Origin of the sequence: Denitromonas iodatirespirans (assembly GCF_018524365.1) — a bacterium.
Classification (GTDB): Bacteria; Pseudomonadota; Gammaproteobacteria; order Burkholderiales; family Rhodocyclaceae; genus Nitrogeniibacter; species Nitrogeniibacter iodatirespirans.
This window is the reverse complement of sequence record NZ_JAEKFT010000005.1, coordinates 70727-95189: the sequence shown is the minus strand read 5'-3', so window position 1 is coordinate 95189 and position 24463 is coordinate 70727. Positions and strand designations below refer to the sequence as shown.

Annotated in this window: 27 protein-coding genes; 12 read left to right on the top strand and 15 right to left on the bottom strand. The window is 66.0% G+C overall.

What is annotated here, in order from left to right:
- Positions 1 to 10: 10 nt before the first annotated feature.
- The 5 genes from rsxA to I8J34_RS05995 all read right to left on the bottom strand — a co-directional run bounded on the left by rsxA (position 11) and on the right by I8J34_RS05995 (position 4281).
- Positions 11 to 595, bottom strand: coding sequence for an electron transport complex subunit RsxA (gene rsxA, locus I8J34_RS06015; RefSeq protein WP_214360484.1), 585 nt, complete (start codon positions 593 to 595; stop codon positions 11 to 13).
- A 93-nt stretch (positions 596 to 688) separates the two neighbouring features.
- Positions 689 to 1702, bottom strand: a complete 1014-nt coding sequence (locus tag I8J34_RS06010) for a quinone-dependent dihydroorotate dehydrogenase (RefSeq protein WP_214360483.1) — start codon at positions 1700 to 1702, stop codon at positions 689 to 691.
- Positions 1703 to 1744: 42 nt separating this feature from the next.
- Positions 1745 to 2476 (bottom strand): arginyltransferase, encoded by a 732-nt coding sequence (locus I8J34_RS06005; RefSeq protein ID WP_214360482.1) that lies wholly within the window; start codon positions 2474 to 2476, stop codon positions 1745 to 1747.
- A 3-nt stretch (positions 2477 to 2479) separates the two neighbouring features.
- Positions 2480 to 3196, bottom strand: coding sequence for a leucyl/phenylalanyl-tRNA--protein transferase (gene aat, locus I8J34_RS06000; RefSeq protein WP_214360481.1), 717 nt, complete (start codon positions 3194 to 3196; stop codon positions 2480 to 2482).
- Positions 3193 to 4281 carry an ABC transporter ATP-binding protein gene (locus tag I8J34_RS05995; RefSeq protein WP_214360640.1) on the bottom strand — a complete coding sequence of 363 codons (1089 nt, stop codon included), beginning with the start codon at positions 4279 to 4281 and terminating at the stop codon, positions 3193 to 3195. The genes aat and I8J34_RS05995 overlap by 4 nt, the downstream gene beginning before the upstream one ends.
- Before the next feature lie 100 nt (positions 4282 to 4381).
- Between I8J34_RS05995 and I8J34_RS05990 the strand changes: the two genes are divergently transcribed.
- Positions 4382 to 6040 carry an ABC transporter permease gene (locus I8J34_RS05990; protein ID WP_214360480.1) on the top strand — a complete coding sequence of 553 codons (1659 nt, stop codon included), beginning with the start codon at positions 4382 to 4384 and terminating at the stop codon, positions 6038 to 6040.
- Positions 6041 to 6107: 67 nt separating this feature from the next.
- On the opposite strand, the gene I8J34_RS05985 is transcribed toward I8J34_RS05990, so the two are convergent.
- The 7 genes from I8J34_RS05985 to ompR form a co-directional block, all read right to left on the bottom strand.
- Entirely contained in the window at positions 6108 to 6890 is a 783-nt protein-coding gene (locus I8J34_RS05985) for a peptidylprolyl isomerase (protein ID WP_214360479.1), read from the bottom strand.
- Positions 6891 to 6914: 24 nt separating this feature from the next.
- On the bottom strand, positions 6915 to 7184 hold the full coding sequence (locus I8J34_RS05980) for a BolA family protein (protein WP_214360478.1): 270 nt from the start codon (positions 7182 to 7184) through the stop codon (positions 6915 to 6917).
- Positions 7181 to 7480, bottom strand: a complete 300-nt coding sequence (locus tag I8J34_RS05975) for a YciI family protein (RefSeq protein ID WP_214360639.1) — start codon at positions 7478 to 7480, stop codon at positions 7181 to 7183. Before I8J34_RS05975 ends, I8J34_RS05980 begins: the two co-directional genes overlap by 4 nt.
- Positions 7480 to 8088, bottom strand: a complete 609-nt coding sequence (locus I8J34_RS05970) for a septation protein A (protein WP_214360477.1) — start codon at positions 8086 to 8088, stop codon at positions 7480 to 7482. The genes I8J34_RS05975 and I8J34_RS05970 overlap by 1 nt, the downstream gene beginning before the upstream one ends.
- 62 nt (positions 8089 to 8150) lie before the next feature.
- A complete protein-coding gene (locus tag I8J34_RS05965) occupies positions 8151 to 8867 on the bottom strand; it encodes an MBL fold metallo-hydrolase (RefSeq protein ID WP_304513152.1) in 717 nt (238 codons plus the stop codon).
- 30 nt (positions 8868 to 8897) lie between these two features.
- Entirely contained in the window at positions 8898 to 10256 is a 1359-nt protein-coding gene (locus tag I8J34_RS05960; protein WP_214360476.1) for an ATP-binding protein, read from the bottom strand.
- Positions 10257 to 10260: 4 nt separating this feature from the next.
- Positions 10261 to 11004: an osmolarity response regulator transcription factor OmpR gene (gene ompR / locus I8J34_RS05955; protein ID WP_214360475.1), complete on the bottom strand. Its 744-nt coding sequence runs from the start codon at positions 11002 to 11004 to the stop codon at positions 10261 to 10263.
- 182 nt (positions 11005 to 11186) lie between these two features.
- On the opposite strand from ompR, the gene I8J34_RS05950 reads away from it, so the two are divergent.
- From I8J34_RS05950 to I8J34_RS05920, 7 genes are all read left to right on the top strand, one after another.
- Positions 11187 to 11495, top strand: a complete 309-nt coding sequence (locus I8J34_RS05950) for a hypothetical protein (RefSeq protein WP_214360474.1) — start codon at positions 11187 to 11189, stop codon at positions 11493 to 11495.
- Positions 11496 to 11587: 92 nt separating this feature from the next.
- Positions 11588 to 12277 carry a tRNA (adenosine(37)-N6)-threonylcarbamoyltransferase complex dimerization subunit type 1 TsaB gene (gene tsaB, locus I8J34_RS05945; protein WP_214360473.1) on the top strand — a complete coding sequence of 230 codons (690 nt, stop codon included), beginning with the start codon at positions 11588 to 11590 and terminating at the stop codon, positions 12275 to 12277.
- A gap of 11 nt (positions 12278 to 12288) precedes the next feature.
- Positions 12289 to 12726, top strand: coding sequence for a ribosomal protein S18-alanine N-acetyltransferase (rimI, locus tag I8J34_RS05940; protein WP_313798501.1), 438 nt, complete (start codon positions 12289 to 12291; stop codon positions 12724 to 12726).
- Positions 12723 to 13562: a uracil-DNA glycosylase gene (locus I8J34_RS05935; RefSeq protein ID WP_230411729.1), complete on the top strand. Its 840-nt coding sequence runs from the start codon at positions 12723 to 12725 to the stop codon at positions 13560 to 13562. Before rimI ends, I8J34_RS05935 begins: the two co-directional genes overlap by 4 nt.
- Positions 13562 to 14158, top strand: coding sequence for a LemA family protein (locus tag I8J34_RS05930; RefSeq protein WP_214360472.1), 597 nt, complete (start codon positions 13562 to 13564; stop codon positions 14156 to 14158). Before I8J34_RS05935 ends, I8J34_RS05930 begins: the two co-directional genes overlap by 1 nt.
- Positions 14158 to 15045, top strand: coding sequence for a TPM domain-containing protein (locus I8J34_RS05925; protein WP_214360471.1), 888 nt, complete (start codon positions 14158 to 14160; stop codon positions 15043 to 15045). Before I8J34_RS05930 ends, I8J34_RS05925 begins: the two co-directional genes overlap by 1 nt.
- Entirely contained in the window at positions 15045 to 15542 is a 498-nt protein-coding gene (locus I8J34_RS05920; RefSeq protein WP_214360470.1) for a TPM domain-containing protein, read from the top strand. The genes I8J34_RS05925 and I8J34_RS05920 overlap by 1 nt, the downstream gene beginning before the upstream one ends.
- A 38-nt stretch (positions 15543 to 15580) precedes the next feature.
- Here I8J34_RS05920 and lplT read toward each other — a convergent pair whose 3' ends face one another.
- Complete coding sequence (lplT, locus tag I8J34_RS05915; protein ID WP_214360469.1) at positions 15581 to 16894, bottom strand: lysophospholipid transporter LplT; 1314 nt, start codon at positions 16892 to 16894, stop codon at positions 15581 to 15583.
- 165 nt (positions 16895 to 17059) lie between these two features.
- Here lplT and I8J34_RS05910 point away from each other — a divergent pair, with 165 nt between their 5' ends.
- The 3 genes from I8J34_RS05910 to I8J34_RS05900 all read left to right on the top strand — a co-directional run bounded on the left by I8J34_RS05910 (position 17060) and on the right by I8J34_RS05900 (position 20303).
- Complete coding sequence (locus I8J34_RS05910; RefSeq protein WP_214360468.1) at positions 17060 to 17965, top strand: LysR family transcriptional regulator; 906 nt, start codon at positions 17060 to 17062, stop codon at positions 17963 to 17965.
- A gap of 2 nt (positions 17966 to 17967) precedes the next feature.
- The gene (gene radA / locus I8J34_RS05905; RefSeq protein WP_214360467.1) at positions 17968 to 19344 is read left to right on the top strand and encodes a DNA repair protein RadA; all 1377 of its coding nucleotides are present in this window, start codon (positions 17968 to 17970) and stop codon (positions 19342 to 19344) included.
- Between the two features lie 677 nt (positions 19345 to 20021).
- Positions 20022 to 20303: a hypothetical protein gene (locus I8J34_RS05900; protein WP_214360466.1), complete on the top strand. Its 282-nt coding sequence runs from the start codon at positions 20022 to 20024 to the stop codon at positions 20301 to 20303.
- 55 nt (positions 20304 to 20358) lie between these two features.
- Here the strand turns inward: I8J34_RS05900 and I8J34_RS05895 are convergent, their stop codons facing one another.
- Together I8J34_RS05895 and I8J34_RS05890 are read right to left on the bottom strand one after the other, a co-directional pair.
- Positions 20359 to 22098, bottom strand: a complete 1740-nt coding sequence (locus I8J34_RS05895; RefSeq protein WP_214360465.1) for an autotransporter family protein — start codon at positions 22096 to 22098, stop codon at positions 20359 to 20361.
- A 467-nt stretch (positions 22099 to 22565) separates the two neighbouring features.
- The gene (locus I8J34_RS05890) at positions 22566 to 23342 is read right to left on the bottom strand and encodes a ferredoxin--NADP reductase (protein ID WP_214360464.1); all 777 of its coding nucleotides are present in this window, start codon (positions 23340 to 23342) and stop codon (positions 22566 to 22568) included.
- Between the two features lie 101 nt (positions 23343 to 23443).
- Between I8J34_RS05890 and I8J34_RS05885 the strand changes: the two genes are divergently transcribed.
- Entirely contained in the window at positions 23444 to 24370 is a 927-nt protein-coding gene (locus tag I8J34_RS05885; RefSeq protein ID WP_214360463.1) for a LysR family transcriptional regulator, read from the top strand.
- Positions 24371 to 24463: the final 93 nt, after the last annotated feature.

The window sequence follows — 24463 nt, the reverse complement described above, 5'->3', positions numbered from 1 at the left end:
GAAAGATCGGTCACTGGAAGCGGTCCAGGCCGGCAAAGCCCATGAAGGCCAGGCTCATCAGGCCGGCGGTGATCATGGCGATGGCGGTGCCTTTGAAAGGGGCGGGTACGTCGGCGCCGTCGAGCCGTTCGCGGATGCCGGCGAACAGCACCAGGGCCAGTGTGAAGCCGACTGAACTGCCGAAGCCGAAGAGCAGCGACTCGAACAGATCGTGGCGTAGGCCGACGTTGAGCAGCGGCACGCCGAGCACCGCGCAGTTGGTGGTGATCAGCGGCAGGTAGATGCCCAGCACCTGGTGCAGCAGCGGGCTGGTCTTGTGGATCACCAGCTCGGTGAGCTGGACGATGGCGGCGATGACGACGATGAAGGACAGCGTGCGCAGGTAGGCCAGATCGTTGGGGACCAGCAGGTAGTGGTCGATCAGGTAGCTGGTGCCGCTGCCCAGGGTGAGCACGAAGGTGGTGGCCGCACCCATGCCGATGGCGGTCTCGAGTTTCTTGGAGACCCCCATGAACGGGCACAGGCCGAGGATGCGCACCAGCACCACGTTGTTGACCAGGACTGCACCGAGAATCACGAATAGATAGCTGCTCATGCCAAGCCGCTCTTGTTGAACCGTGGGATTATCCCCTGTGGGGTGATGCCGCTCAACCCCGCGACGGTTATAGGTATATGTCTTCCGTTCCGGTCAATAGTGCCGATCGGTGGCGGCGACACAGTCGCGGATCAGGCGCGGGCCGTGGTAGATCAGGCCGCTGTAGATCTGCACCAGGCGGGCGCCGGCCTCGATCTTCTCGCGCGCACCGGCGCCGTCGAGGATGCCGCCGACACCGATGATCGGCACCTCGCCGCCGAGCCGGCCGGCCAGGGCGCGGATCACGCGGGTGCTCGCCTCGCGCACCGGTCCGCCCGACAGGCCGCCGGTCTCGTCGCCATGGCGCAGGCCCTGCACCGCCTCGCGGGCGATGGTGGTGTTGGTGGCGATGATCGCCTCGAAACGGTGGCGACGCACGGCGTCGGCGATCTGGGCGATCTGGTCGTCGTCGAGGTCCGGGGCGATCTTGAGCGCCAGCGGCACCTGCTTGCCATGCCGGTCGGCGAGGCGTTCCTGCGCCGCCTTAAGCGGGCCGAGCAGGGCGTCGAGCTCCGAGGCGCCTTGCAGTGCGCGCAGGTTCTTGGTGTTGGGCGAGGAAATGTTCACCGTCACGTAGCTGGCCAGCGCATAGACCTTGTCGAGACAGGCGAGGTAGTCATCGACGGCCCGTTCGATCGGCGTGTCGAAATTCTTGCCGATGTTGATGCCCAGCACGCCGCGGTACTTCGCCGCCTTGACGTTGGCCACCAGCGCATCGACACCATGGTTGTTGAAGCCCATGCGGTTGATGATGCCCTCGACCTCCGGGAGCCGGAACAGGCGCGGCTTGGGATTGCCCGGCTGCGGGCGCGGCGTGACCGTGCCGATCTCGAGAAAGCCGAAACCGATGCGCGCCAGGCCGTCGATGGCCTCGCCGTTCTTGTCCAGCCCGGCTGCGAGGCCGACGCGATTGGGGAAGGTGATGCCCATCACCTCGGTGGGCATGGCCGGCAGCGGGGTGGCGGGCGGCAGCAGTTGGCCGCCGAGGCGCAGTGCGGTCATGCCGAGGCCGTGCGCACGCTCGGCATCCATGGCGAAGAAGACGGATCGGATCAGGTCGTAGAGCATCGGCGGATTTTACTCTACCGCTGCTCCGATTGGTGCGCTGCGTCAGGCGAGAATGCTGTCGTCCAGCGTCTGCCAATGCCCGCCGACGCGTCCCTCCAGCGGTTTGAAGTGTGCCTTGTAGGCCATCTTGCGGCTGTCGCGGATCCAGTAGCCCAGGTAGAGGTAGGGCAGATCGAGCGCGCGGCACACTTCGATCTGCCACAGCACCCCCCAGGTGCCGTAGCTGGCGCCGGGCACGTCGGGGTCGTAGTAGGTGTAGACGCTCGACAGGCCGTCGGTGAGACGGTCGATGATGCACACCATGCGCAGCTGGCCGGCCTCGCGGAACTCGACGAGGCGGGTGTCGATATGGCTTTGCAGCAGGAAATGGGCGTACTGCTCGCGGCTGTCCTGGTCCATGCCGCCGCCGGCATGGCGGCGCTCCTGATAGCGCTGGTAGAGCGCGTAGTGCTCGTCATCGAAGCCGAGCGGACGTTCGCTGACGGTCAGCGCCGAATGCCGCGCTGCGGCACGGCGCTGGGTGCGGTTGGCGCAAAAGCGCTCGACCGGAATGCGCACCGGCACGCAGGCCTGGCAGTGGTCGCAATAGGGGCGATAGGTGAATACCCCGCTGCGGCGAAAGCCGTTGCGCACCAACTCGGAGTAGATCGGGGTGTCGATCACATGGTTGGGCGTGGCAACCTGCGAGCGGGCACGCTCTTCGGGCAGGTAGGAGCAGTCGTAGGGCCCGGTCACGTAGAACTGGATCAGCGCGTAGGGGTAGTCCTTCTGCATGGCTTACTCCGAAGTTCGGGCCCACGGATGGGCAATCTCCACGGTATGCGGCCAGCGCTGTGCCGCCGGTGCCGGGCTGATCAGGCGTGCCAGCGCGCGGCTGAAGGCCGCGCGGGGGATCTCGCTGCCGCCCATGGCGGTCAGGTGGGCGGTGGTCATCTGGCAGTCGATCAGGCCGAAACCCTGTTGTTCGAGGAAGTATGCCAGATGCGCCAGCGCGACCTTCGACGCGTCGCTTACCTGCGAAAACATGGACTCGCCGAAAAAGGCCCGGTCCAGCGCCACACCGTAGAGACCGCCGACCAGCTGGCCGTCTTTCCAGCTTTCGACACTGTGCGCGTAACCCAGTTCATGCAGGCGATGATAGGCCGCCTGCATCTGCGGCGAAATCCAGGTGCCGCCGGCGTCGTCACGCGGCGCGGCACAGCCGGCCATGACCTGATCGAAGGCGGTGTCGATACGCACCTCGAAGCGGCCGCTGCGCAGCGTCTTGGCCAATGAGCGGGTGATGCGGATGCGGCTGGGCAGCAGCACCATGCGCGGGTCGGGGCTCCACCACAGGATCGGTTCGCCCTCGCTGAACCAGGGAAAGATGCCGCGCCGGTAGGCCGCCACCAGCCACTTCGGGGTCAGCGCGCCGCCGGCGGCGAGCAGACCGTTGGGCTCGATCAGCGCCCGCTCGAGCGGCGGGAAGTCAGGTTCGGCCAGCCACGGGATCATGCGTTGGCAGGCGCCGGCGGCGGGACCGGATCGTAGAAGGTGACGACATGGTCCACGTCGAGGCGGATGCCGATGCGCTCGCCGATCGCATGGTTGTGGTGGCTGGGCACCAGGGACAGCAGCTTGACGCCGTTGTCGAGCTTGAGGGTGTAGAGGATGTCCGCGCCGCGAAAGGCTTTCATCAGCACGGTGGCGGTGTCGGGGCTGGCGTCGTCATGGACGATGTCGTCGGGGCGCAGCAGCACATCGACGGTGGCGCCGACCGGGCACACGCCCATCGGCCCGCAATCGATGGGCGTATCGCTGCGCAAGGTGCCGAGCGGAATCTGCACCCGGCTGTCGCCGACCACCCGGCCGGGCACCAGCACGCCCTGGCCGACGAAGTCGGCCACGAAGCGGTTGGCCGGGCGGTGATAGAGGTCGTAGGGCGTGGCGCGCTGCTGGATGCGCCCGCCGTGCATCAGGGCCACGACATCGGCCACGGCGAAGGCTTCGTTCTGGTCGTGAGTGACCAGGATGGCCGTGGTGCCGGTGTCCTTGAGAATGCGCCGTACTTCCAGCGAGAGGCGTTCGCGCAACTCCACGTCGAGATTGGAGAAGGGCTCGTCCATCAGCAACAGGCTGGGCTGCGGCGCCAGCGCGCGGGCGAGTGCGACACGTTGCTGCTGGCCGCCGGAGAGTTCGTGCGGGTAGCGCTGTGCCTGTTGGCTCAGGCCGACCAGGTCGAGCAGGGCGTCCACCCGTTGGCGCTGCGCCTCCGCGCTCTGTTTGCCCAGACCGAAGGCGATGTTCTCGCGCACGTCGAGATGGGGAAACAGCGCGTAGTCCTGAAACACCATGCCGATGCGGCGGCGCTCGGGCGGCAGATGGATGCTGGTGCTGCTGACGCATTGATCGCCGATCCGGATCTGACCGCCACGCACCCGTTCGAAGCCGGCGATGGCGCGCAGCACGGTGGTTTTGCCGCAACCGGAGGGGCCCAGCAGGCAGCCGATCTCCCCTTCGGCGAGGGTGAAGTCCATGCGGTCGACCACCGGCTGGGCGCCGTAGGCGAGGGTGAGTTGCTGGACATCGAGGAGCGTCATGGCAGAAAGTTGGGCGCGATGGTCGGGGACAGGAATGCGATCCATTATAATTTCGTTCCTGCCCGTGGCGCGTCGCTCCGGGCCTTTTTTCGGGAACGGGATGCTTCGCCGTCTGAGTGTGCTTGGCCAATATCGCGGGCTGACCCTCGCCGCCCTGTGCGTGGCGGCGCTGGCGGCGGTCCCCATCCTTACGGTCTTTGGCAGTCTGGCCGATTTCAGCACCCGCGACACCTGGGCGCATCTGTCGTCCACGGTGCTGCCCGAGTACATGCTCAACACCGTCGTCCTGTGCCTGGGTGTCGGCGTCGGGGTGTCGAGCATCGGCGTGACCACGGCCTGGCTGACGGTGATGCACGACTTCCCCGGCCGGCGTTTCTTCGAATGGGCGCTGATCCTGCCGCTGGCGGTGCCGGCCTATGTGATGGCCTATGTGTACACCGACTTTCTCCAGTTCGTCGGTCCGCTGCAAAGCCAGCTGCGCGACTGGTTCGGCTGGCAATACGGCGACTACTGGTTTCCCGACGTGCGCACCGTCGGCGGCGCGGTCGGCATGTTCGCCTTCGTGTTCTACCCCTATGTCTACATGCTGGCGCGCACCGCCTTCCTGGAGCGGGCGACCGGCGCCATGGAAGCCGGCCGTTCGCTCGGGCTGGGGCCGTGGGCCTGCTTCTTCCGCGTGTCGCTGCCGATGGCCCGGCCGGCCATCGTGGCCGGCACGGCGTTGGCCTTGATGGAGACGCTGGCCGACTTCGGCACGGTGTCCTACTTCGGCGTGCAGACCTTCACCACCGGCATCTACCGCGCCTGGTTCTCGCTGGGCGATCGCACCGCGGCGGCGCAGTTGTCGGCCGCCTTGCTGTCGGTGGTGGTGCTGGTGCTGGTGCTCGAGCATGTCAGCCGCGGCCGGGCGCGCTTTACCGATACCTCGCGCCAGCAGCGGCCCGGCGCCGGGCGACGCCTGTCGCCGCTGGCCGGCGCCATCGCCTGCGTGGCTTGCCTGCTGCCGCTGCTGTTCGGATTTCTGTTGCCGGGCGGCTTGTTGCTGGAAATGGCGCTGACCGAGGGCGACGCTCACTTCGGGCCACGCTTTTTTGCGCTGGCGGGCAACAGCTTCACGCTCGCCACGGTAGCCGCCGTGCTGGGGGTGCTGCTGGCGATGTTGCTGGCCTACGCCAACCGCCTGTCGCGCGGTCCGCTCACGCAGGGCCTCAACCGGGTGGTCGGTCTCGGCTACGCGGTGCCCGGCACGGTGATCGCGGTCGGCGTGTTGATTCCGGTGACGCAGCTGGACAACTGGCTGGCCGATCTATTCAAGACGCATTTCGGCCTGAGTGTCGGTTTGCTGTTGACCGGCGGCATGGCCGCGCTGGTGTATGCCTACCTCACCCGGTTCCTGAGCGTGGCGCTGCATGCGGTCGATACCGGTCTGGGCAAGATCACGCCGTCGATGGACGAGGCGGCCCGCAGTCTCGGTGCCGGCGCCTGGGCGAGCCTGCGCCGGGTGCATATGCCGATGCTCAAGGGCAGCCTGCTGACGGCGGGCTTGATGGTCTTCGTCGATGTCATGAAGGAGTTGCCGGCGACGCTGGTGATGCGCCCCTTCAACCTCGATACGCTGGCCACGCAGGCCTACAACCTGGCCTCCGACGAGCGTTTGGCGGAAGCCTCGACCGCGGCGTTGACCATCGTTGCGGTGGGACTGGTGCCGGTGATCGTGCTGTCCGGCCAGATCGCGCGGCAACGACGCCAGCGCAAGTAAGGCGCCGCGGCGGGGCAACAAAAAAGGGAGCGACGATCGCTCCCTTTTTCTTGACTAGGCTCGGCGTTTACTTGACGTCGGCCGCGGTGCGCAGTTGCAGGATGTGCTGCTCGAGGCTCTGCGCTTGCAGGCGCTGCTTGAGCTGCGGGGCCACCTGGTCGAACTCAGGGGCGGACATCTTGCGGGTGTCGTCCAGCTTGATGATGTGGTAGCCGAAGTTGGTCTTGACCGGCGCGGGGGTCATCTTGCCCTTTTCGAGCTTGACCATGGCGTCCGAGAACGGCTGCACGAAGGTGCCGGGGTTGTTCCAGCCCAGATCGCCGCCCTTGTCCTTGGAGCCCGGATCTTTCGAGTGGGCCTTGGCCAGCGCGTCGAACTTTTCGCCCTTGTTGATCTTGGCGATCAGTGCGCGGGCTTCGGCTTCGTCTTCGACCAGGATGTGACGCACATGGTATTCGGTGTCGCCCAGGCGGCCCTTGATCTCGTCATAGGCCTTGCGCACGTCGGCATCGGTCACCGGGTGCTTGGCGACGAAACCCTGCAGGTAGGCACGGATGACGACGGCCTTGCGTGCCAGCTCGATCTGGGTGGCGACTTCGGGGGTTTTGTCCAGGCCTTCTTTCTGGGCGGTCTGGTACAGGATCTCACGGCGCACCAGCTCTTCGCGCACGGCGCCGCGCAGCTGCTCGTTGTCCGGCGTGCCCTTGGCGGTCTGCTCGGAGATCAGCGCGTCGGCGTGGTCTTGCGGAATCGCGGTGCCGTTGACGGTAGCGACCGGGCCGGCCGCAAAGGCGAGTTGGCTGGCGCCGGCGATCAGCACGACGAGCAGTTTCTTGGAAAACAGATTCATGCAGGAATTTCCTTGTTGGCGGGGTCAGAGTTCTTCGGGGGCGCTGGCGCGGATGGCCAGGGCGTGAATGGCGCGCGGCATGAGATCGCCGAGTGCCGCGTAGATCATGCGGTGGCGGGCCACCGTATTTTTACCGGCAAAGGCGGCGGACACGATGTCGACACGATAGTGGCCGCCGCCGTCGCGGGCGCCGGCATGGCCGGCGTGCAAGGCGGATTCGTCGTCGATATGCAGGGATACCGGTGCCAGGGCTTCGGTGAGGCGGGTTTCGATGCGGTTCAGGGTGTCGCTCACGGCAGGACCTTCTTGAAGGGCTTGACCGTGGTGCGCGCAAACACGCCCTGCGTCACATAGGGGTCGGCCGCCATCCAGGCTTCGGCCTCGGCCAGCGAGGCGAATTCGGCAACGATCAGGCTGCCCGAAAAGCCGGCCGGGCCGGGGTCGGGCGAGTCGATGGCGGGGCAGGGGCCGGCCAGCAGCAGGCGGCCTTCGTCCTTGAGGGCGTTGAGACGGTCCAGGTGCGTGGCACGCACGGCCATGCGCGTGTCCAGCGTGCCGGGGGCGTCTTCGCCAATCAGGGCGTAGAACATCATTGGGGTTCCTCTTCCACATAGCGCGACAGGTACATGCCCTGCGCGATGACAAACAGCAGCATCAGGCCCATGCCGCCGAACAGCTTGAAATTGACCCAGGTCTCTTCCGAGAAACTGAACGCCACATAGAGGTTCAGCACGCCCATCAGGGCAAAGAACCCGGCCCAGGCGCCATTCAGGCGGCTCCAGATGCGGTCCGGCAAGCGGATCTGGGCTTCGAGCACGGCCCGGATCAGGTTTTTGTGAAACACCGCGGCCGACACCAGCAGCGACAGGCCGAACAGCCAATATACCGCGGTCGGCTTCCACTTGATGAACACCGGATCGTGGAACACCAGCGTAGCGCCGCCGAGCAGCGTGACCAGGCACAGCGTGACCCACAGCATGGTGTCGACCTTGCGATGGCGCATCCACACCCAGCCGATCTGCGCAAAGGTCGCCAGGATGGTGACGGCGGTGGCCAAGAGAATGGGCGCCTGCTTGAGGCCGATGTCCGAGGCGAGCAGTGCGCTGGCCAGATCCGCCGCAGCCGCTTCGTTCATGCCGGCGATCTTGTAAGCGGCAAAGAAGAGGATGACGGGGAGAAGGTCGAAAAGAACTTTCATGGGCGACGATTATATCGATTTCGGTCAGGCGCGCTCGGGCGCCGATGGGCCGGTGCTGGTGGTCAGACGCCCTGGAGGTCGATCAGTTCCGGCGACCGGCCGCAGGCCTCGTTGGCCGGCAGGGCGGTGTCGATCTGCCGGGGTGGCGGCAGCTTGAGCGCGGCCATGGTCTCGACAAAGGCCTCGCGCGTGGTGTTGGCCACACGCGGATTGGTCTCGCGCTCCTGGGCGATGCACGAGACCCGCTGGCCCTTGTAGTCGTGCGCCGGATACACCAGCGTTTCGCCCGGCAGGGAAAACAGGCGCTGGGTGATGCTGTCGTAGAGGGTGGCCGCGTCGCCGCCCTGGAAGTCGGTGCGGCCGCAACCGCCGATCAGCAGTGCGTCGCCGGTGAACACGCGATCGCGCCAGCGATAGGTGACGCAGCCGGGCGTGTGGCCCGGGGTGGAAATGACGCGGATCAGCTCTTCGCCGAAGGCGATCACGGTGTCGTCGGTGGCGCGCAGGTCGGCACACTCGGCGCCGCCGGCGGCGCTGGTCACGGTGCGCGCACCGGTGTGTTCCTTGAGTGCTGCTGCGCCGGTGATGTGGTCGGCGTGCACATGGGTTTCGAGCACCCAGCGCAACTGCAGGCCTTGCTCCTGCAGGAGCGACAGGTAGCCGCCGACATGACCCAGCACGGTGTCGATCAGCACGGCGTCGGCCGTCAGCGCGTCGGCCAGCAGGTAGGTGTAGGTGCAGCTGTCTTCGTCGAACAGCTGGCGAAACACGATGCTCATGGTGGGCCCTCGACTCTGCGAATCCCGATTCTAGCCCGAACTCATGACAGGCGCGTGGATGCCCGGCAGAGTGAGGGTGACGATCAGCCCGCCCTCCGGATGATTGGCCAGGTCGAAGCGGCCGTCGTGCGCACGGGCGAATCGATCGACGATGGCCAGGCCGAGGCCGGCGCCTTGCGGATTGCTGCGCGCCTCGTCGAGCCGGACGAAGGGGCGCTTGAGGCGTTCGAAGGCGCTTTCGGGCACGCCCGGCCCCTGGTCGCGCAGCGAGATCTGCCAGTTGTCGCCCTGCGGGACGGTGCAAATGGAGATGACCTGGTCCTTGCCGCCGTAGCGTTCGGCGTTGTCGATGAGGTTGCGCAGGGCGCGCCGCAGGGGCACCGGACGGACACGGATGGCGGCCGCATCGTCCAGTTGCAGCGCGAACTTGAGGCCGCGCAGCGCATACGGTTCGGTGATGTCGGAGATCAACTGGGCGAGGTGCACCACCTCGGGTGGTTGCGGTTCGCTGCGGCCGTAGTCGACGAACTGGCCGATGACGCGGTCCATCTCTTCGATGTCGCTGACCATCGCGCGCACGTCGTCGCTGGGCGCGCCGCTCATCTCGACCCCGAGACGCAGGCGGGCGAGGGGTGTGCGCAGATCATGCGAGACGCCGGCGAGAATGATCGCCCGGTCGCTCTCCAGCCGCGCCAGGTCGCCCGACATCTGGTTGAAGGCGTCGGCCACTTCGGCGATCTCGCCCGGCCCGCCGGCCGGCAGCGGCGGTGGGTACTGGCCTTGGCCGACGATGCGCGCGGCCTGGGCGATCTTGCGCAGGGGCCGGCCGATACGGAAAACGATCAGGTAGGCGCCCAGCAAGGCAATGGCCATGATCACGCTGCCCCACCCCAGCCACTCGAGTGCGCGCGGGCGCTGGATACGCTCGCGCGGCAGCATCACCCAGTACTCTTCGCTGTCGAGCGGATCGAGGCGAAAGCTCAGCCAGAAACCTTCGAGCCCCTCCCAACTGCCGGCGAAGCGGGTCTGCGGGCCGAGCTGACGGCGGATGTCGTTGGTCAGCAAGCGGATCGGGCGGGTGTTCGGCAGCGGCGTGAGTTCGTCGTCTGCCTCGGCCGGATAGACACGGATGCCCTCCAGCGCGGTGAGGTCGATCAGCATCTCCAAGCGGCGGTCCGAGTCGGCGTTGACCAGGGCGGTGCGCGTCAGGTTGACGATGCTGACCACCATTTGCGCCAGATCCCGGGCGCGGGGCGCTTGCTCGAAATGGCGCACGATCTGCGACCAAGCGGCAAAGGCGAGTAGCAACATCAGCGCCAGCAGCGCGAAGGTCTGCCACAGCAGCGAGCGTGGCAGCAGATAGGGCAGGCCCGACGCCCGGCGCGTCATGGAATCAGGCAGCCGACTTGCTGCCGTCCGGCACGAACACGTAGCCGAAACCCCACACGGTCTGGATGTAGCGCGGTTTGCCCGGATCGTCCTCGACCAGCTTGCGCAGACGGGAGATCTGGACGTCGATGGCGCGATCGAACACGCCGTATTCGCGGCCACGGGCTAGCTCCATCAGCTTGTCGCGCGACAGCGGCTGGCGCGGATGCTGCACCAGCACCTTGAGCAGCGAGAATTCGCCGGTGGTCAGCGAGATGTCTTCGCCGTCGCGGCTCAGCGTGCGGGTAGCCAGGTCGACCGTCACGGCGCCGAAGCTCACGCTTTCGTCGTCCAGAGCCGGGGCGCCGGGCAGTTGCTGCGGCTGGCGGCGCATCACGGCCTGGATGCGGGCCACCAGCTCGCGCGGGTTGAAGGGTTTGGGCAGGTAGTCGTCGGCGCCCATTTCCAGGCCGAGGATGCGATCGACATCGTCGCCCTTGGCGGTGAGCATGATGATCGGCGTGGTGTCTTCGGCCGAGCGCAGCCGGCGGCAGATCGACAGGCCGTCTTCGCCGGGCAGCATCAGGTCGAGCACGATCAGGTCGAAGTGCTCGCGATGCATTGCGCGGTCGAGGGCGGCGCTGTCGGTGACTGCCTTGACGGCGTAGCCTTGTTCGGAGAGGTAGCGGGACAGCAGGTCGCGCAGGCGGGCGTCGTCGTCGACCACCAGGACGCGATAGCGCTGTTTCGAGGCGTTGAGTGTTGTCATGGCGTGCATCGTAGCGACACCCGCGATCCGAAACCAGCGCTGCGGTGGTGCTCGGCGGGCATCAAGCGTAACCGTTGGTAAGATCCTCTATTGTGCGCAATATTGCCTTACATGTCGCTTGGTCGATGGATAAAATCGCGCTATCTAGACACCATGATCTCTTGTGCGTCGGTCTTGCCGCCATGTCTACACATCCGATTCTGCGCCTGTCCTGTTCCACCGCCTTGCTGATTGCCTCGATGGCACTGAGCGGCCCGGTGGCGGCCGAGCGCATGGCGACGGACACGCTGACCGATTCTGCAGCCCTGGTGGACCAGGATCGTGCGTGGCGGGCGGACATCCGTGCGTCGGTCAGCCAGTTCGCGCATATCTCGGCCGATGACGATCGTCGCCAGCGCCGCCCCCTGAGCGATACCGAACGCATGGAAATGCGGCGCGATATCGACGAGGCGATCCGCAAGGCCTACGGCAACCGCCAGCGCAACCGGTAGTGAGTGCCCGCCGGCATTGACCGGCGTGGATTGCGCATTCTGACGATACGGGGACTGTCGCCGTCCGGCGGCGCAGGTACAATCCCGTCTCGATGAAACTCCTCGGCATTGAATCTTCCTGCGAACGCGTCAGCGTCGCCGTGCTGGTCGACGACCAGATCCGTCAGCAATGGGTCGAGGGCGGCGCGACGCCGTCCGACCGGCTGATCCCGGTGGTGCTCGACCTGCTCGCCGAGCATGGCCTCGCCATGCATGCGCTCGACGCCATCGCGCTGGGCATCGGCCCGGGTGCCTTTACCGGCCTGCGTCTCGGTTGCAGCGTGGCACAAGGGTTCGCGCTGGCCGCCGACCTCGGCATCGTGCCGGTCGGCAGCCTGGACGTGATCGCCGCCGCCCACTCGGCGCCACAGGTGCTGGTGGCGACCGACGCGCGCATGGGCGAAACCTATGTGGCCGGCTACGTCCACGGCGAGCACGGATACACGGCCGTCTTCGGACCCGTGTGCCAGCCGCCCGAGGCGGTCCGCCTGCCAGGGGCGGGCGAGTGGCTGGGCGTCGGCAGCGCGTTCGACAACTATCCCGATCGATTGCTCGCTGAAGAGTTGCGGCTGGTTCGCGGCCCGGCACAGGTGGTGCCCGAGGCCGGCCAGCTGGTGCGTCTGGCCGCCCGGTCGCTGCGCCACGCGCCGGCGCTGAGCCCGGAGCAGGTGGCGCTGCACTATGTGCGCGACAAGGTGGCACAGACCGTAGCCGAGCGTCTGGCGCAGGGCGGCAAAGCGTGAGTTTTGATGCCGTGACATTTCGTCCGATGCGCGAGCAGGATCTCGATTGGGTGCTGCACCATGAACCCCAGCTCTATCCCTTTCCCTGGACCCGAGGCAATTTTGAAGATTCGCTGGCGTCCGGTTACAGCTGCTGGATCATGGCCGAGGCCGATGCGCCGGTGGCCTACGCGGTGGTGATGCAGGTGTTCGACGAGGCGCACCTGCTCAATTTCAGTGTCGTGCTGGCGGCGCAGGGGCGCGGCCTTGGCGCGCGCTTGCTGCAGTTTTTGCGCGACACCTTGCGTGGCCGTGGCGTGACCCAGTTCTTTCTTGAAGTGCGGCCATCCAATCTGGCGGCGAGGGCGGTCTATGAAAAAGCCGGCTTTGCCAGCATCGGTCGTCGCAAGGGCTACTACCCGGCCGAAGACGGTCGCGAAGACGCCTTGGTGATGCGGGTCGCCCCATGACGCGCCGCTATTCCATCCTGCGCGAAATGGGCCTCGGGCCGATCTGGCGCCTGCGCGATGCGGCCGATGCGGCCGACAGCGCCGTGGCCGGCAGCGCCGAGCACGTCGCCGCCGCGTCGGCAGAGCCGACGCCCCCCGCTGCGCCCGACATCCCGTCGCCCGTCACTGCGGAACCTCCGGTCGACCGGCGCGACAAGATACCCGCCAGCCCGGCTCCGGAGGCAGAGCCCGAGACGCCAGCCGTTCGGGTCGCCGATGCGGCAGATCTGGATTGGGACACCTTGACCCGGAAGATCCTCGCCTGCCGCGAGTGCGCCTTGTGCGAGCAGCGCACCCAGGCCGTGCCCGGCGTCGGCGACCGCGAGGCCGACTGGCTGTTCGTCGGTGAAGGCCCGGGGGCGGAAGAGGACGCACGCGGCGAGCCCTTCGTCGGCAAGGCCGGCAAGCTGCTCGACGCCATGCTCGCGGCCATCGATCTGGCGCGCGGCGACAATGTGTACATCGCCAACGCGGTCAAGTGCCGCCCGCCGATGAACCGCACCCCCGAGCCCGCCGAGCTAGCCGCCTGTTTCCCCTATCTGGCGCGACAGATCGCGCTGATCCGCCCGCGCCTGATCGTCGCGCTGGGCCGGCCGGCGGCGCAGGCGCTGTTGAATACCGACATCCGCATTGCCTCGGCGCGCGGCCGCTGTTTTGATTACCAGGGCATTCCGGTGATCGTCACCTATCACCCCGCCTATCTGCTTCGCAACCCGCTCGACAAGGCCAAGGCGTGGGAAGACCTGTGCTTTGCGCGTCGGCAGATGCGAGAGCGCCTCGACAAGGACAACGCCTGATGAAGTTTTTCCGCCTGCTCGCCATCGCCCTGACCGTCCTCATGCTCACGGGCTGCGGCTACAACCAGATCCAGATCAACGACGAGAAGGTCAATTCGGCCTGGGCCGAGGTGCTCAACCAGTACAAGCGCCGGGCCGATCTGATTCCCAACTTGGTCAACGTGGTCCAGGGCTATGCCGATCACGAAAAAGAAGTCCTCACCCAGGTCACCGAGGCGCGTGCCGGCGTAGCGGGCATGAAGCTCAGCCCCGAGATGCTCAACGATCCGGCCGCCATGGCGCAGTTCGGCCAGGCCCAGGCCAGTCTGTCGAGCGCGCTGTCGCGGCTCTTGGTGGTGGTCGAGCGCTACCCCGAACTCAAGGCCGATGCCAACTTCCGCGATCTGCAGGCCCAGCTCGAAGGCACCGAAAACCGCGTCACGGTCGCGCGCAACCGCTTCATCGAGGCGGTGCAGACCTACAACATTTCGGTGCGGACCTTCCCCAACAACCTGACCGCCATGGTGATGGGCTACGCGCCCAAGGCCAGCTTCACGGTCGAAGACCCGGCCGCAATCAGCACGCCGCCCACGGTGAATTTCGGCAAAGCCAAGTAATGCGCAAGCATTCGCTGCTGCGGCTGCCCGGCCTGCTGTTCGTCGCGCTGTGCTTGTTCGCCGCTGCGGCATGGGCGCAAGCGCTGCAGCCGGTGCCGGCGCTTGCCGCCCGGGTGACGGACCAGACCGGTACCTTGTCGGCGGCCGAGCGCAGCGCCCTGGAGAGCCGACTGGGCGCGCTCGAAACCCGCAAGGGCAGTCAGCTGGCCGTGCTCATCGTGCCGACGACGCGGCCCGAAGCCATTGAGCAATTCAGTATTCGCGTGGTCGATGCTTGGCAACTGGGTCGTGAAGGCGTCGACGACGGTGTGCTGCTGCTGGTGGCCAAGTCGGATCGCGAGATGCGCATCGAAGTCGGGCGCGGGCTCGAAGGGGCGATTCCCGACGCCATCGCCAAGCGCATCATCGCCGAGCAGATCACCCCGCATTTTCGGGACGGGCGCTTCGCCGACGGGCTCAACGCCGGGGTCGATGCGATCATCGCGCGCATCGACGGCGAACCCTTGCCCGAGCCAGTGCGTCGCGCACCGCCGGCCTCTGTCGATTCGGTGTCTGATCTGCTGTTTCAGACCGTATTCATCGCCTTTTTCGCCGCCCCCTTCCTGCGCGCCATCTTCGGCCGGCTGCTCGCCTCGGGTGTTGGCGCCGCGGCCGGCGGGCTGTGGTGGTTCCTGAGCACGAGCGCGCTGACCATGGCTGGGGTCGGGGCGGTGGTCGCTGCCTTGGCGGTCTTGCTGGTTGGCAGTGGACGCGGCGGCGGGCCGTGGACCACCGGCAGCGGCCATGGCGGCGGCTTCGGCAGCCGCGGCGGCGGCTGGTCATCCGGTGGCGGTTTCAGTGGCGGCGGCGGCGGTTTCAGCGGTGGCGGCGCCTCGGGGCGGTGGTGATGGACTTCAAACGTATCCTGCGTCATCTGCTGATCCCCGCCTGGCGGGTGAAGCAGCGCTTTCCCGAGGCGATGCTGACCGGCATCGAAGCGGCGATCCGTACCTCGGAAACCGCGCACCGCGGCGAAATCGGTCTAGCGATCGAGGGCGGGCTTGGTCTGGGCGAGCTGTGGCGCGGCGTGACACCGCGTCAGCGCGCGCTCGACGCTTTTGCCTCGCTGCGGATCTGGGACACCGAAGAGAACACCGGTGTGCTGCTGTATATCCAGTACGCCGACCGCGCGGTGGAAATCGTCGCCGACCGGGGCATCGCCCGGCATGTGTCCGACGCGCGTTGGCAAGCCATCTGCCGTGCGCTGGAGGCGCGCTTTCGCGCCGGCGACTATGCGGGCGGCTGCGCGGCGGCCGTCGCCGATATCGGCGCTCTGATTGCCACGCACTATCCGAAAACCGACGGCAACCCGGACGAGTTGTCGAACCGGCCGGTGATTCTGTAGCCGTTGTGCGGCGGGTGCCGCGACCCGTGGGCCGCCGCTCAGTGGTGCGTATCTTCCAGCAGCGCGACGTTGTCGAACTCGCGCTGGTTGGCCTGGTGGACCTTCTGCACCAGCAACATGGCACCGGCCACGAACAGGCCGAACAGCACGATCACCACATTCACCGACACGCCCAGCCAGATCAGACCGGCGTAGAGCGCGATCATGATCAGAATCGACAGGTTTTCGTTGAAGTTCTGCACCGCGATCGAGTGGCCTGCACCCATCAGGATGTGGCCGCGGTGCTGCAGCAGCGCGTTCATCGGCACCACGAAGAAACCCGCCATGGCGCCGACGCAGATCAGCAGCAGCATCACCGCACAGGTGCGCAACTCGATCGGGATGTGCAGGCCGAACACCTGGAACGAGGCCAACTCGTACAGCGGCACATAGGGCACGACGATCATCAGCAGCATGCTCAGCCCCATGGCGATGCCGAGCGGAATCACGCGCGTTGAGCCGCGCAGGGTGATCTTGCGCGCCGCCAGCACGGCGCCGATGGAAATGCCGATGGCGACGACGCCCTGCAGTAGCGAGGCTTTGGACAAGGCGATGCCGAGCGAGTCGTCGGCCCACTTGAGCACGATGAACTGCAAGGTGGCGCCAGCGCCCCAGAACAGGGTGGTGACCGCCAGCGAGATCTGGCCGAGCTTGTCGCGCCAGAGCAGTTTCAGGCAGTGGTTGAAGTCGTGCAGCAGATAGAGCGGGTTGCTCTTGAGCACCTTGTGGTCGACACCGGTGTCGGGCACGAACAGGTTGAACACCGCGGCGATCACGTAGATCAGCCCGATCACCAGCAAGGCCATCTCGAAGGGCGTGTCGATCAGCGGCAGATTGAGCGACAGCAGTGCCTCGGAGACGCCCGGGTAGATCAGCGCGCCGCCGATGCCGGTGCCGAGGATGATGGCGCCGATGGTCAGCCCTTCGATCCAGCCGTTGGCCACCACCAGTAGGCGGTGCGGCAGGTACTCGGTGAGGATGCCGTACTTGGCCGGCGAATAGGCCGCCGCGCCCAGGCCGACGATGGCGTAGGCGAACAGCGGATGCACGCCGAACACCATCACCGAACAGCCGACGATCTTGATCGTGTTGCTGATCAGCATCACCCGCCACTTGGCCATCGAGTCGGCGTAGGCGCCGACGAAGGCGGCCAGCGCCACGTAGGAGACGGTGAAGAACAACTTGAGCAGCGGCTCGTAGGAGGCGGGCGCCTGCATGTCGCGCAAGAGCGCGATCGAGGCGATGAGCAGCGCATTGTCGGCCAGGGCCGAAAAGAACTGCGCCGCCATGATGATGTAGAAACCAAGAGGCATCGTCGCTACGTGGCCGGGCACAGTGTTGAAGAAGGGCGGTTTATACCATGAAGGCGCGACTTGGGTAGCGGGGTAGGATCAAGTTCGGTGCGATGAATGCGTGCGAGCGCGTCGGTCCAAACTGTGAAAAAATGCGTTTGGAAAATAAATTCGATTTATATCGCCATGGCCGACCGTCGTCTTCAAGTCTTCAATGCCGTCGTGAAACACGGCTCCTTCACCCGGGCCGCCGAACGCCTGTTCATGACGCAGCCGGCGGTGACCTTCCAGATCAAGCAACTCGAAGAGCACTTCAACACCCGCCTGCTCGAACGCGGCCACGGCTACGCCACGCTGACGCCTGCCGGCGAGATCGTGCACAACTACGCCGAGCGGATCCTCGCCCTCAACGAGGAAATGGAGGCGCGTGTCGCCGAACTCACCGACGAGCTGACCGGTACCCTGAACATCGGCACCAGCACCACCATCGCGGCCTACTGGCTGCCGAAGATCCTCGAAGGCTTCAAGCGCCTGTACCCGTTGGTGATCCCGCGGGTTAGCGTCGGCAACTCCAGCCTGGTGGCCGGGCGCGTGGCCAATCGCGACCTCGATCTGGGCATGATCGAAATCGTCACCGACGACCCGTCGCTCGAGCGCCGGGGCGCGGCGCAGGACGAGTTGATGGTGATCTGCAGCCCGCGCCACAAGCTGGCCCGGGCCGAGGTGCTCAGCGCCACCGATCTGCTGCCGTATCCGTTCATCACCCGCGAGCCGGGCAATGCCATTCGCGAACTGGCCGATCAATACTTCGCCGCCGCCGGCATCGGCATGGAAGAGGTGAGCATCGCCGCCGAGCTCGGCTCGCTGGCGGCCGTCAAGCAGCTGGCGGCCGAAGGCTTCGGCTTCGGCATAGCCTCGCACGCGGCCATTCAGCGCGATATCGGCGAAGGGCGCTTGGCCGCGGTGCCGCTGTCGCCCAAGCTCTACACCCCGCTCGAAGTCATCTTCCCGAAAGACCGCTTCCGCTCTCGCCTGATCACCACCTTTGCCGAATTCGCCGCCGAGCAGCTCGCCGCCGGCGCGCAACGCTAAGCATGGCCACCAAAGCCAAACAACGCAGCAGCTTCGTCTGCAACGCATGCGGCGGCCACACGCCGCGTTGGCAGGGGCAGTGTCCGCATTGCCAGCAGTGGAACACCATCGTCGAAACGGTGGCCGAACCGGCCAGCGGGCCGAACCGCTTCGCCGCACTGGCCGGCACTACCAGCGGCCTGCGTGCGCTCTCCGACATCGAGCCGCGCGAAGAGCCGCGCATCCCCACCGGCATCGGCGAGTTCGACCGCGTGCTCGGCGGAGGGCTGGTGGCCGGTGGCGTGGTGCTGATCGGCGGCGACCCCGGTATCGGCAAATCGACCCTGTTGTTGCAGGCGTTGGCCGTGCTCGCGCCGCATCACAAGGTGGTTTACGTGAGCGGCGAAGAGTCCGCCGACCAGGTGGCCCTGCGCGCCCAGCGGCTGCAACTGCCCACCGAAGGTCTGCAACTGCTGCCCGAGATCGGCCTGGAGGCCATCCTCGGCACGCTCGGTGCCGCCCGGCCGCGTATCGCCGTCATCGACTCGATCCAGACCCTGTATTCGGACGCCTACAGCTCCGCGCCCGGCTCGGTCACCCAGGTGCGCGAATGCGCCGCCCAGCTCACCCGCTTCGCCAAGCAAAGCGGCACCAGCCTCATTCTGGTGGGCCATGTGACCAAGGACGGCAGCCTCGCCGGTCCGCGCGTACTCGAACACATGGTCGACACCGTGCTCTATTTCGAAGGCGACACCCACTCCAGCTTCCGCCTGGTGCGCGCCTTCAAGAACCGTTTTGGCGCGGTGAACGAACTCGGCGTCTTCGCCATGACCGACCGCGGCTTGCGCCCGGTCTCCAACCCCTCGGCCATCTTCCTGTCGCAGCACAGCCAGCCCGTCCCCGGCGCCTGCGTGCTGGTCACCCAGGAGGGCACGCGCCCGCTGCTGGTCGAAGTGCAAGCCTTGGTCGACAATAGCCACGCCCCCAGCCCGCGCCGCCTCAGCGTCGGCCTGGAACAGAACCGCCTCGCCATGCTGCTCGCCGTCGCCCACCGCCACGCCGGCATCCAATGCGCCGACCAGGACGTGTTCGTCAACGCCGTCGGCGGCGTCAAGATCAGCGAGCCCGCCGCCGACCTCGCCGTGCTACTGGCCATCGTCTCCTCGCTCAAGAACAAACCGCTTCCCGCGCAACTCGCCGTCTTCGGCGAAGTCGGCCTCGCCGGCGAAATCCGCCCCGCACCGCGCGGCCAGGAACGCCTCAAGGAAGCCGCCAAGCTCGGTTTCACTCACGCCATCGTGCCCAAGGCCAATGCGCCGAAGGGCGGGGTGAAGGGGATCGAGGTGATAGCGGTGGATCGGGTGGAGGAGGCGATTTCTCGGGTGTCGGGATTGGGGTGATGGGTGGGGTGCCTGCCGGGTTGCAGACAACGAAGCCCAACGACAGGGGGCAAAGGACGGTGTCGGGGTTGGACGATTGATCTAGCAGCCGTTCCCGGGCGCCGCTTCGCGGCATCCGGGCGACGAACTGCAGCAGAGCACTAGTCGATTCGGCAACGATTCAAACGGAAGAGGTGGAATGGGCGATCACGCAGAACCAAGCTGTACGTGCCCTGCGTGCCACGCATCGCTCGACGCTCGAAAGGCTGTTCGCGCCAACCGGGGTTTTCCATATTCCTGCCCGGGATGTGGAAAGCCGTTGCATCCAAGAGTGCTTATCTGGTCGTTTGGTGTGCTCGCTGAGATCGTCTGTGGCTTTGCGAGCGGGAGCGTGATTGGCGTTTCCCTGCTCATGCTTGTGGGACCAACGCCATGGGTTTTCGCCACGTACTGCGGTGTCGCATTGGGCGTTTTCGTGGTGATTCACGGGCGTTTGGTGCACCAGTTGAGACCGACGATGGTGGTTGGCCATTCCGCGTCGAAGGTTGCGTGGTACATCGGTACAACCATCTTGATCGCGTTATTCCTCTGGCACGATTTTGGATAGAGACGTTCTCAGTCTGCGTCGCGGTTGGTCCTGTTGCAGTACGCGCAGCCCGGATGCCCGCCTGCAAGGCCGGAATCCGGGGGGCAACGGGTTGAATGAGACACCGCTTCTGGATTTCGTTGCGCTCTATCCGGCTCCACGTCCGGCGCGACCACTTCTCCACATACGCCCGCTCAATCACGTCGTCCCTGGTCTCGCCGATGCGCGGGGAGATCTCGACGCCGAGGGTGTCGAGCCTCTTGCAGCAGCCGTCGAGCATGGCGGGGCCGCAGGTCATGGCGCGGTCGAGGGCCGGGTCGATGATCGGCAGGCCGGTGTCGGCGAAGAGCTTGCCCGAGGGGATCATTTCGCCACGCTGCCGGCGATTGAATAGGCGGCATGAACAATCCGCGTCCACTTATCCGACCGGGGGCGCGAGGTCGGATTCGTCAGAACGCCCAGCGCACTTTGAGGCTGGCGGTCTGCTCGAGGTAGTCGTCGCGATAGACGGCGTCATAGCCGGCACTGATCTCCATTCCGGTCTTGGTCACGCCGACCAATCCGAGGCCGAGGAACAGGCGCCAGGGGCTGGGATCGATCCCTTGGGTGATGAATGAGGCGCCAGGGGCACCCGCGAAGGTGGCGCTCGCGCGGGCGCGTTCGGCCAGCACGTCGTATCCAAGTCCCAACGTGGCGTCGAGCGCGATCGTATCGCTCAACTGGCGAACCAACTTGTTGTTGGCGGAGAGAATCAACGCGTCGGTCGTTCGGCTGCCCACATCCAGATTGAACAGGCCTGCCCCTGTTTCGGCGTAGCCCTCGTCGCGGATCCAGAGATATTCGGCGCCGATCGATGGTGTGATATGGGTCTGTTCGTCCACCCGGTAGGTGCGCGAGAGGGTCATGCTCGCCATCGCGGTCGTGCTGTCGTAGTCGGCGCTGGCCGTGTCCCCGGAGAACAGCAGCCGGCGTTTTCCATCGTTGCGGTTTCGACCGATGCCGGCCAGAAAGTCGATGTCGGTTCGGGCGTCGAGCCGGTGCTTGCCGAAGCCGACGAGTTGAAAGACATCGATCTGGGCGTTGTTCGGTGCGATGGTCGAGTGACCGGTCAAATCCGCTTGAGCATAGACGAAGGCAGCTCCCAGGCGCGTGTCGCGAGAGACGTCCACATCGCCACCCACGGCGATGCCGGCGGTGTCGGCGTCGAGTCCGGCGACGGCATCCCGACCATCCTGTGCTGCGCGGCTTCCGAAAGGCTTCAGCCAGAACCCGCGGTCGGCCGCGGCGGCATTGCCAAAAGAGAGGCCTGCCGTCGACACGAGATGCGACCGGATGAGTCGGTTGAAGTCGGAGGCCGCGTCGTTGGAACGGACATCGGTCGTCGTGGTGAGACGCGAGCGGATGAGCCGGGAGATGCTCGACATGATGTCAATGGCCATTTGCTGCGATCCGCCCGTGAACAAGGGCAGGGTCTGGCTTGCGGCATTGGACAGCGCCACGTCGTCGTTCAGGCCGGCAGCGGCGAACGCCGTCAAGAGCCTGGGGCTGCGGTCGATGACGTGTGCTGCCTCGTAGGCCGGTGTATTCGACCGGGCGACGGTTGCATCGAAAACCGCGGGTGGAGGACCAATGATGACCGGCGCGCCAAACAGGTAGAAATCGACTGGCGGGGTGATGCTATCGACGTACAGAAAGGTCGTCACCACGACGTAGTACGTCGTCGAGGCCGTCAGGTCTTGTGTCATTTTCGGGCACAAGGTGGGGTCTCCGTCGCAGCTTCCCATCACGACGCCGCCGGCCCCTGCGCCGTCGCTGTCGTCGTTCACATCCACGGCGTTGACCGACGGGGCCGTTGGATCGAAATTGCCGGCGTAGAGAATCAGGACGGCGTCGAATGGCGCGGACGAGAAGCCGAAGGTATAGCTGCCCGACACCGAAGGGGTGAATTGCTGCGAGGCGTAGTCGAAGGTGTAGCCCGTGCCGGTAAGGTGCGAGAGGTCGGCGATCCCGATACTGCCTGTTTGGAAGGTGCCGGTTGAAACCCCTGGCGTGCCGGCGTCGAGGCTCGATGTCGTCAGCGTGCCTGCGCCGAAGGTGCTACCCGCAAGCAGCGTGCCGATGCAGACGGCGGTCATGAGGCGTCTGTATCGGTCGTGTCCGGCCTGATCGACGCGGTTGTGGCGAGACATGCGAGTACCTCCCGGAGCTCACTGTCGTGCAAGACCCTTTTGTCATTGGGTCTTGACGGCATCTCTCGCCGGGACTTGAGCGACATCTCCTTGAAGCGCGCACAGCCGGGGGTCTCTGGCACCGGATACACCTGCCGATGACCCCGCGCCTTTGTGCCCGCGTGAGGCGACGCCGACATCCGGTTGCCGATCGACGTTCGTACTCGCATGAAAACTGAACCGACGGGCTTGCTTCTCCACGAGGGTCCGTTCGATCACAGAGTCGCCCGGCCCGGGGGATTTCGATGCCGAGAGTGTCGAGCATCTAGCAGCGCGTGGCCCGGAAGCTGGCCGGCAAGGCCGGAACCGGGGGGCGGTGGTTGAACGAGGCGTCGCTCCCGGATTCCGCTGCGCTGCATCCGGGTTACGAATCGTCGGCGCGCGGCCGCGATGTTCGGAGTCAACCGGACACCGCGGCTGCGTCGTATTTACTTCTCCACAAAGGCCCGTTCAATCACATAGTCCCCGGTCTCGCCGATGCGCGGGGAGATCTCGAAGCCGAGGGTGTCGAGCATCTTGCAGCAGTCGTCGAGCATGGCGGGGCTGCCGCAGATCATGGCGCGGTCGACGGCCGGGTCGATGACCGGCAGGCCGGTGTCGGCGAAGAGCTTGCCGGAGGGGATCACTTCGGTGATGCGGCCGGTGTTGCGGAAGGGTTCGCGGGTGACGGTGGGGTAGTACACCAGTTGCTCGCGCACCACGTCGCCGAGGAACTCATGCGCCGGCAGGGTCTTTTCGATGAACTCGCTGTAGGCCAGCTCGGAGGTCCAGCGCACGCCGTGCAGCAGCACGACCTTTTCGAAGCGCTCGTAGGTTTCCGGGTCCTGGATCACGCTCATGAACGGGGCCAGGCCAGTGCCGGTGGACAGCAAATACAGGTTGCGGCCGGGGCGCAGGTCGCGCAGTACCAGGGTGCCGGTGGGCTTGCGGCTGACCACGATGGGATCGCCCGGCTGCAGGTGTTGCAGGCGCGAGGTGAGGGGGCCGTCGGGCACCTTGATGCTGAAGAACTCGAGGTGCTCTTCGTAGTTGGGGCTGGCGATGCTGTAGGCGCGGATCAGCGGGCGCGATTCGGTCTCGAGGCCGATCATGACGAATTGGCCGTTCTCGAAACGCAGGCCGCGGTCGCGGGTGGTGCGGAAGCTGAACAGGTTCTCGTTCCAGTGATGGACGCTGAGGACGCGTTCGGTGGCCAGGTTGCTCATGGTTCGACTCCGGTCGGACAAAAGGGCTTGGTGTGACTCTACGGTGGCATGTATGTTCGATAAAGCGAATAATTTGGATAAATGTGTTCGATTGAGTCGATATGAAAATCACCCTCCGTCAGTTGCAGGTCTTTCTCGAAGTGGCGCGTGCCGACAGCGTGTCGCGCGCGGCCGAACGGCTGTCGATGTCGCAGTCGGCGGTCAGTTCGGCGCTGGGCGAGCTGGAGCGTCAGTTCGATACCTTGTTGTTCGACCGGGTGGGCCGGGTGCTGCGCCTCAATACGCTGGGCGAGCAGTTGCTGCCCCAGGTGGCCGATCTGCTCGACCGCAGCCAGGCCATCGAAGACGTATTGGCCGGGCGGGCCGGCTACGGCCGCCTGCGCATCGGCGCCACGCTGACCATCGGCAACTATCTGGCGACGCTGTTGGTGGCGCGTTTCCTGCAGAACCATCCAGACAGCCGGGTGGACCTGAAGGTGCACAACACTGCGTCGATCACCGAACGTCTAGCGGATTTCGAACTGGATCTGGGTTTGATCGAAGGCACCTGCAGCCATCCGGACCTGGAGGTGGAAACCTGGGTGGGCGACGAGTTGGTGGTGTTTTGCGCCCCGACCCATCCACTGGCCGGCCGAAATGCCTTGTCGTTGAAAGACTTGCACGATGTGGACTGGATCGTGCGCGAGCCGGGCAGTGGCACCCGGGCCACCTTCGACCAGGCGTTCCGCCGCGCGCCCAGCCCGCCCCGGGTGCGTCTGGCGCTGGAACACACGGAGGCGATCAAGCGGGCGGTGGAGTTCGGGCTCGGCGTGGGATGCCTGTCGCGCCTGGCGCTGCGCGACGCGTTCCGGCGCGGCAGCCTGGTGCCGTTGACGGTGCCGAGCCTGGACCTGCAGCGCAGCTTTCACTTCGTGTGGCATCGGCAGAAATACCAGAGTGCGGGGATGCGCGAATTCCTGAGTTTGTGCCGGGGGCTGACGCAGGGCGTGCGGCGCAGTGACGAGATCGATATTCCCTTCGTGCCCTAGGGGCTGTGACATTTATCCGACAGATCGCCCCTAGCACGATGGCGCGGTGTGGCGTGTGCCCTGCAAGGGCGCGTGTCTTTGACGCTAGAATCG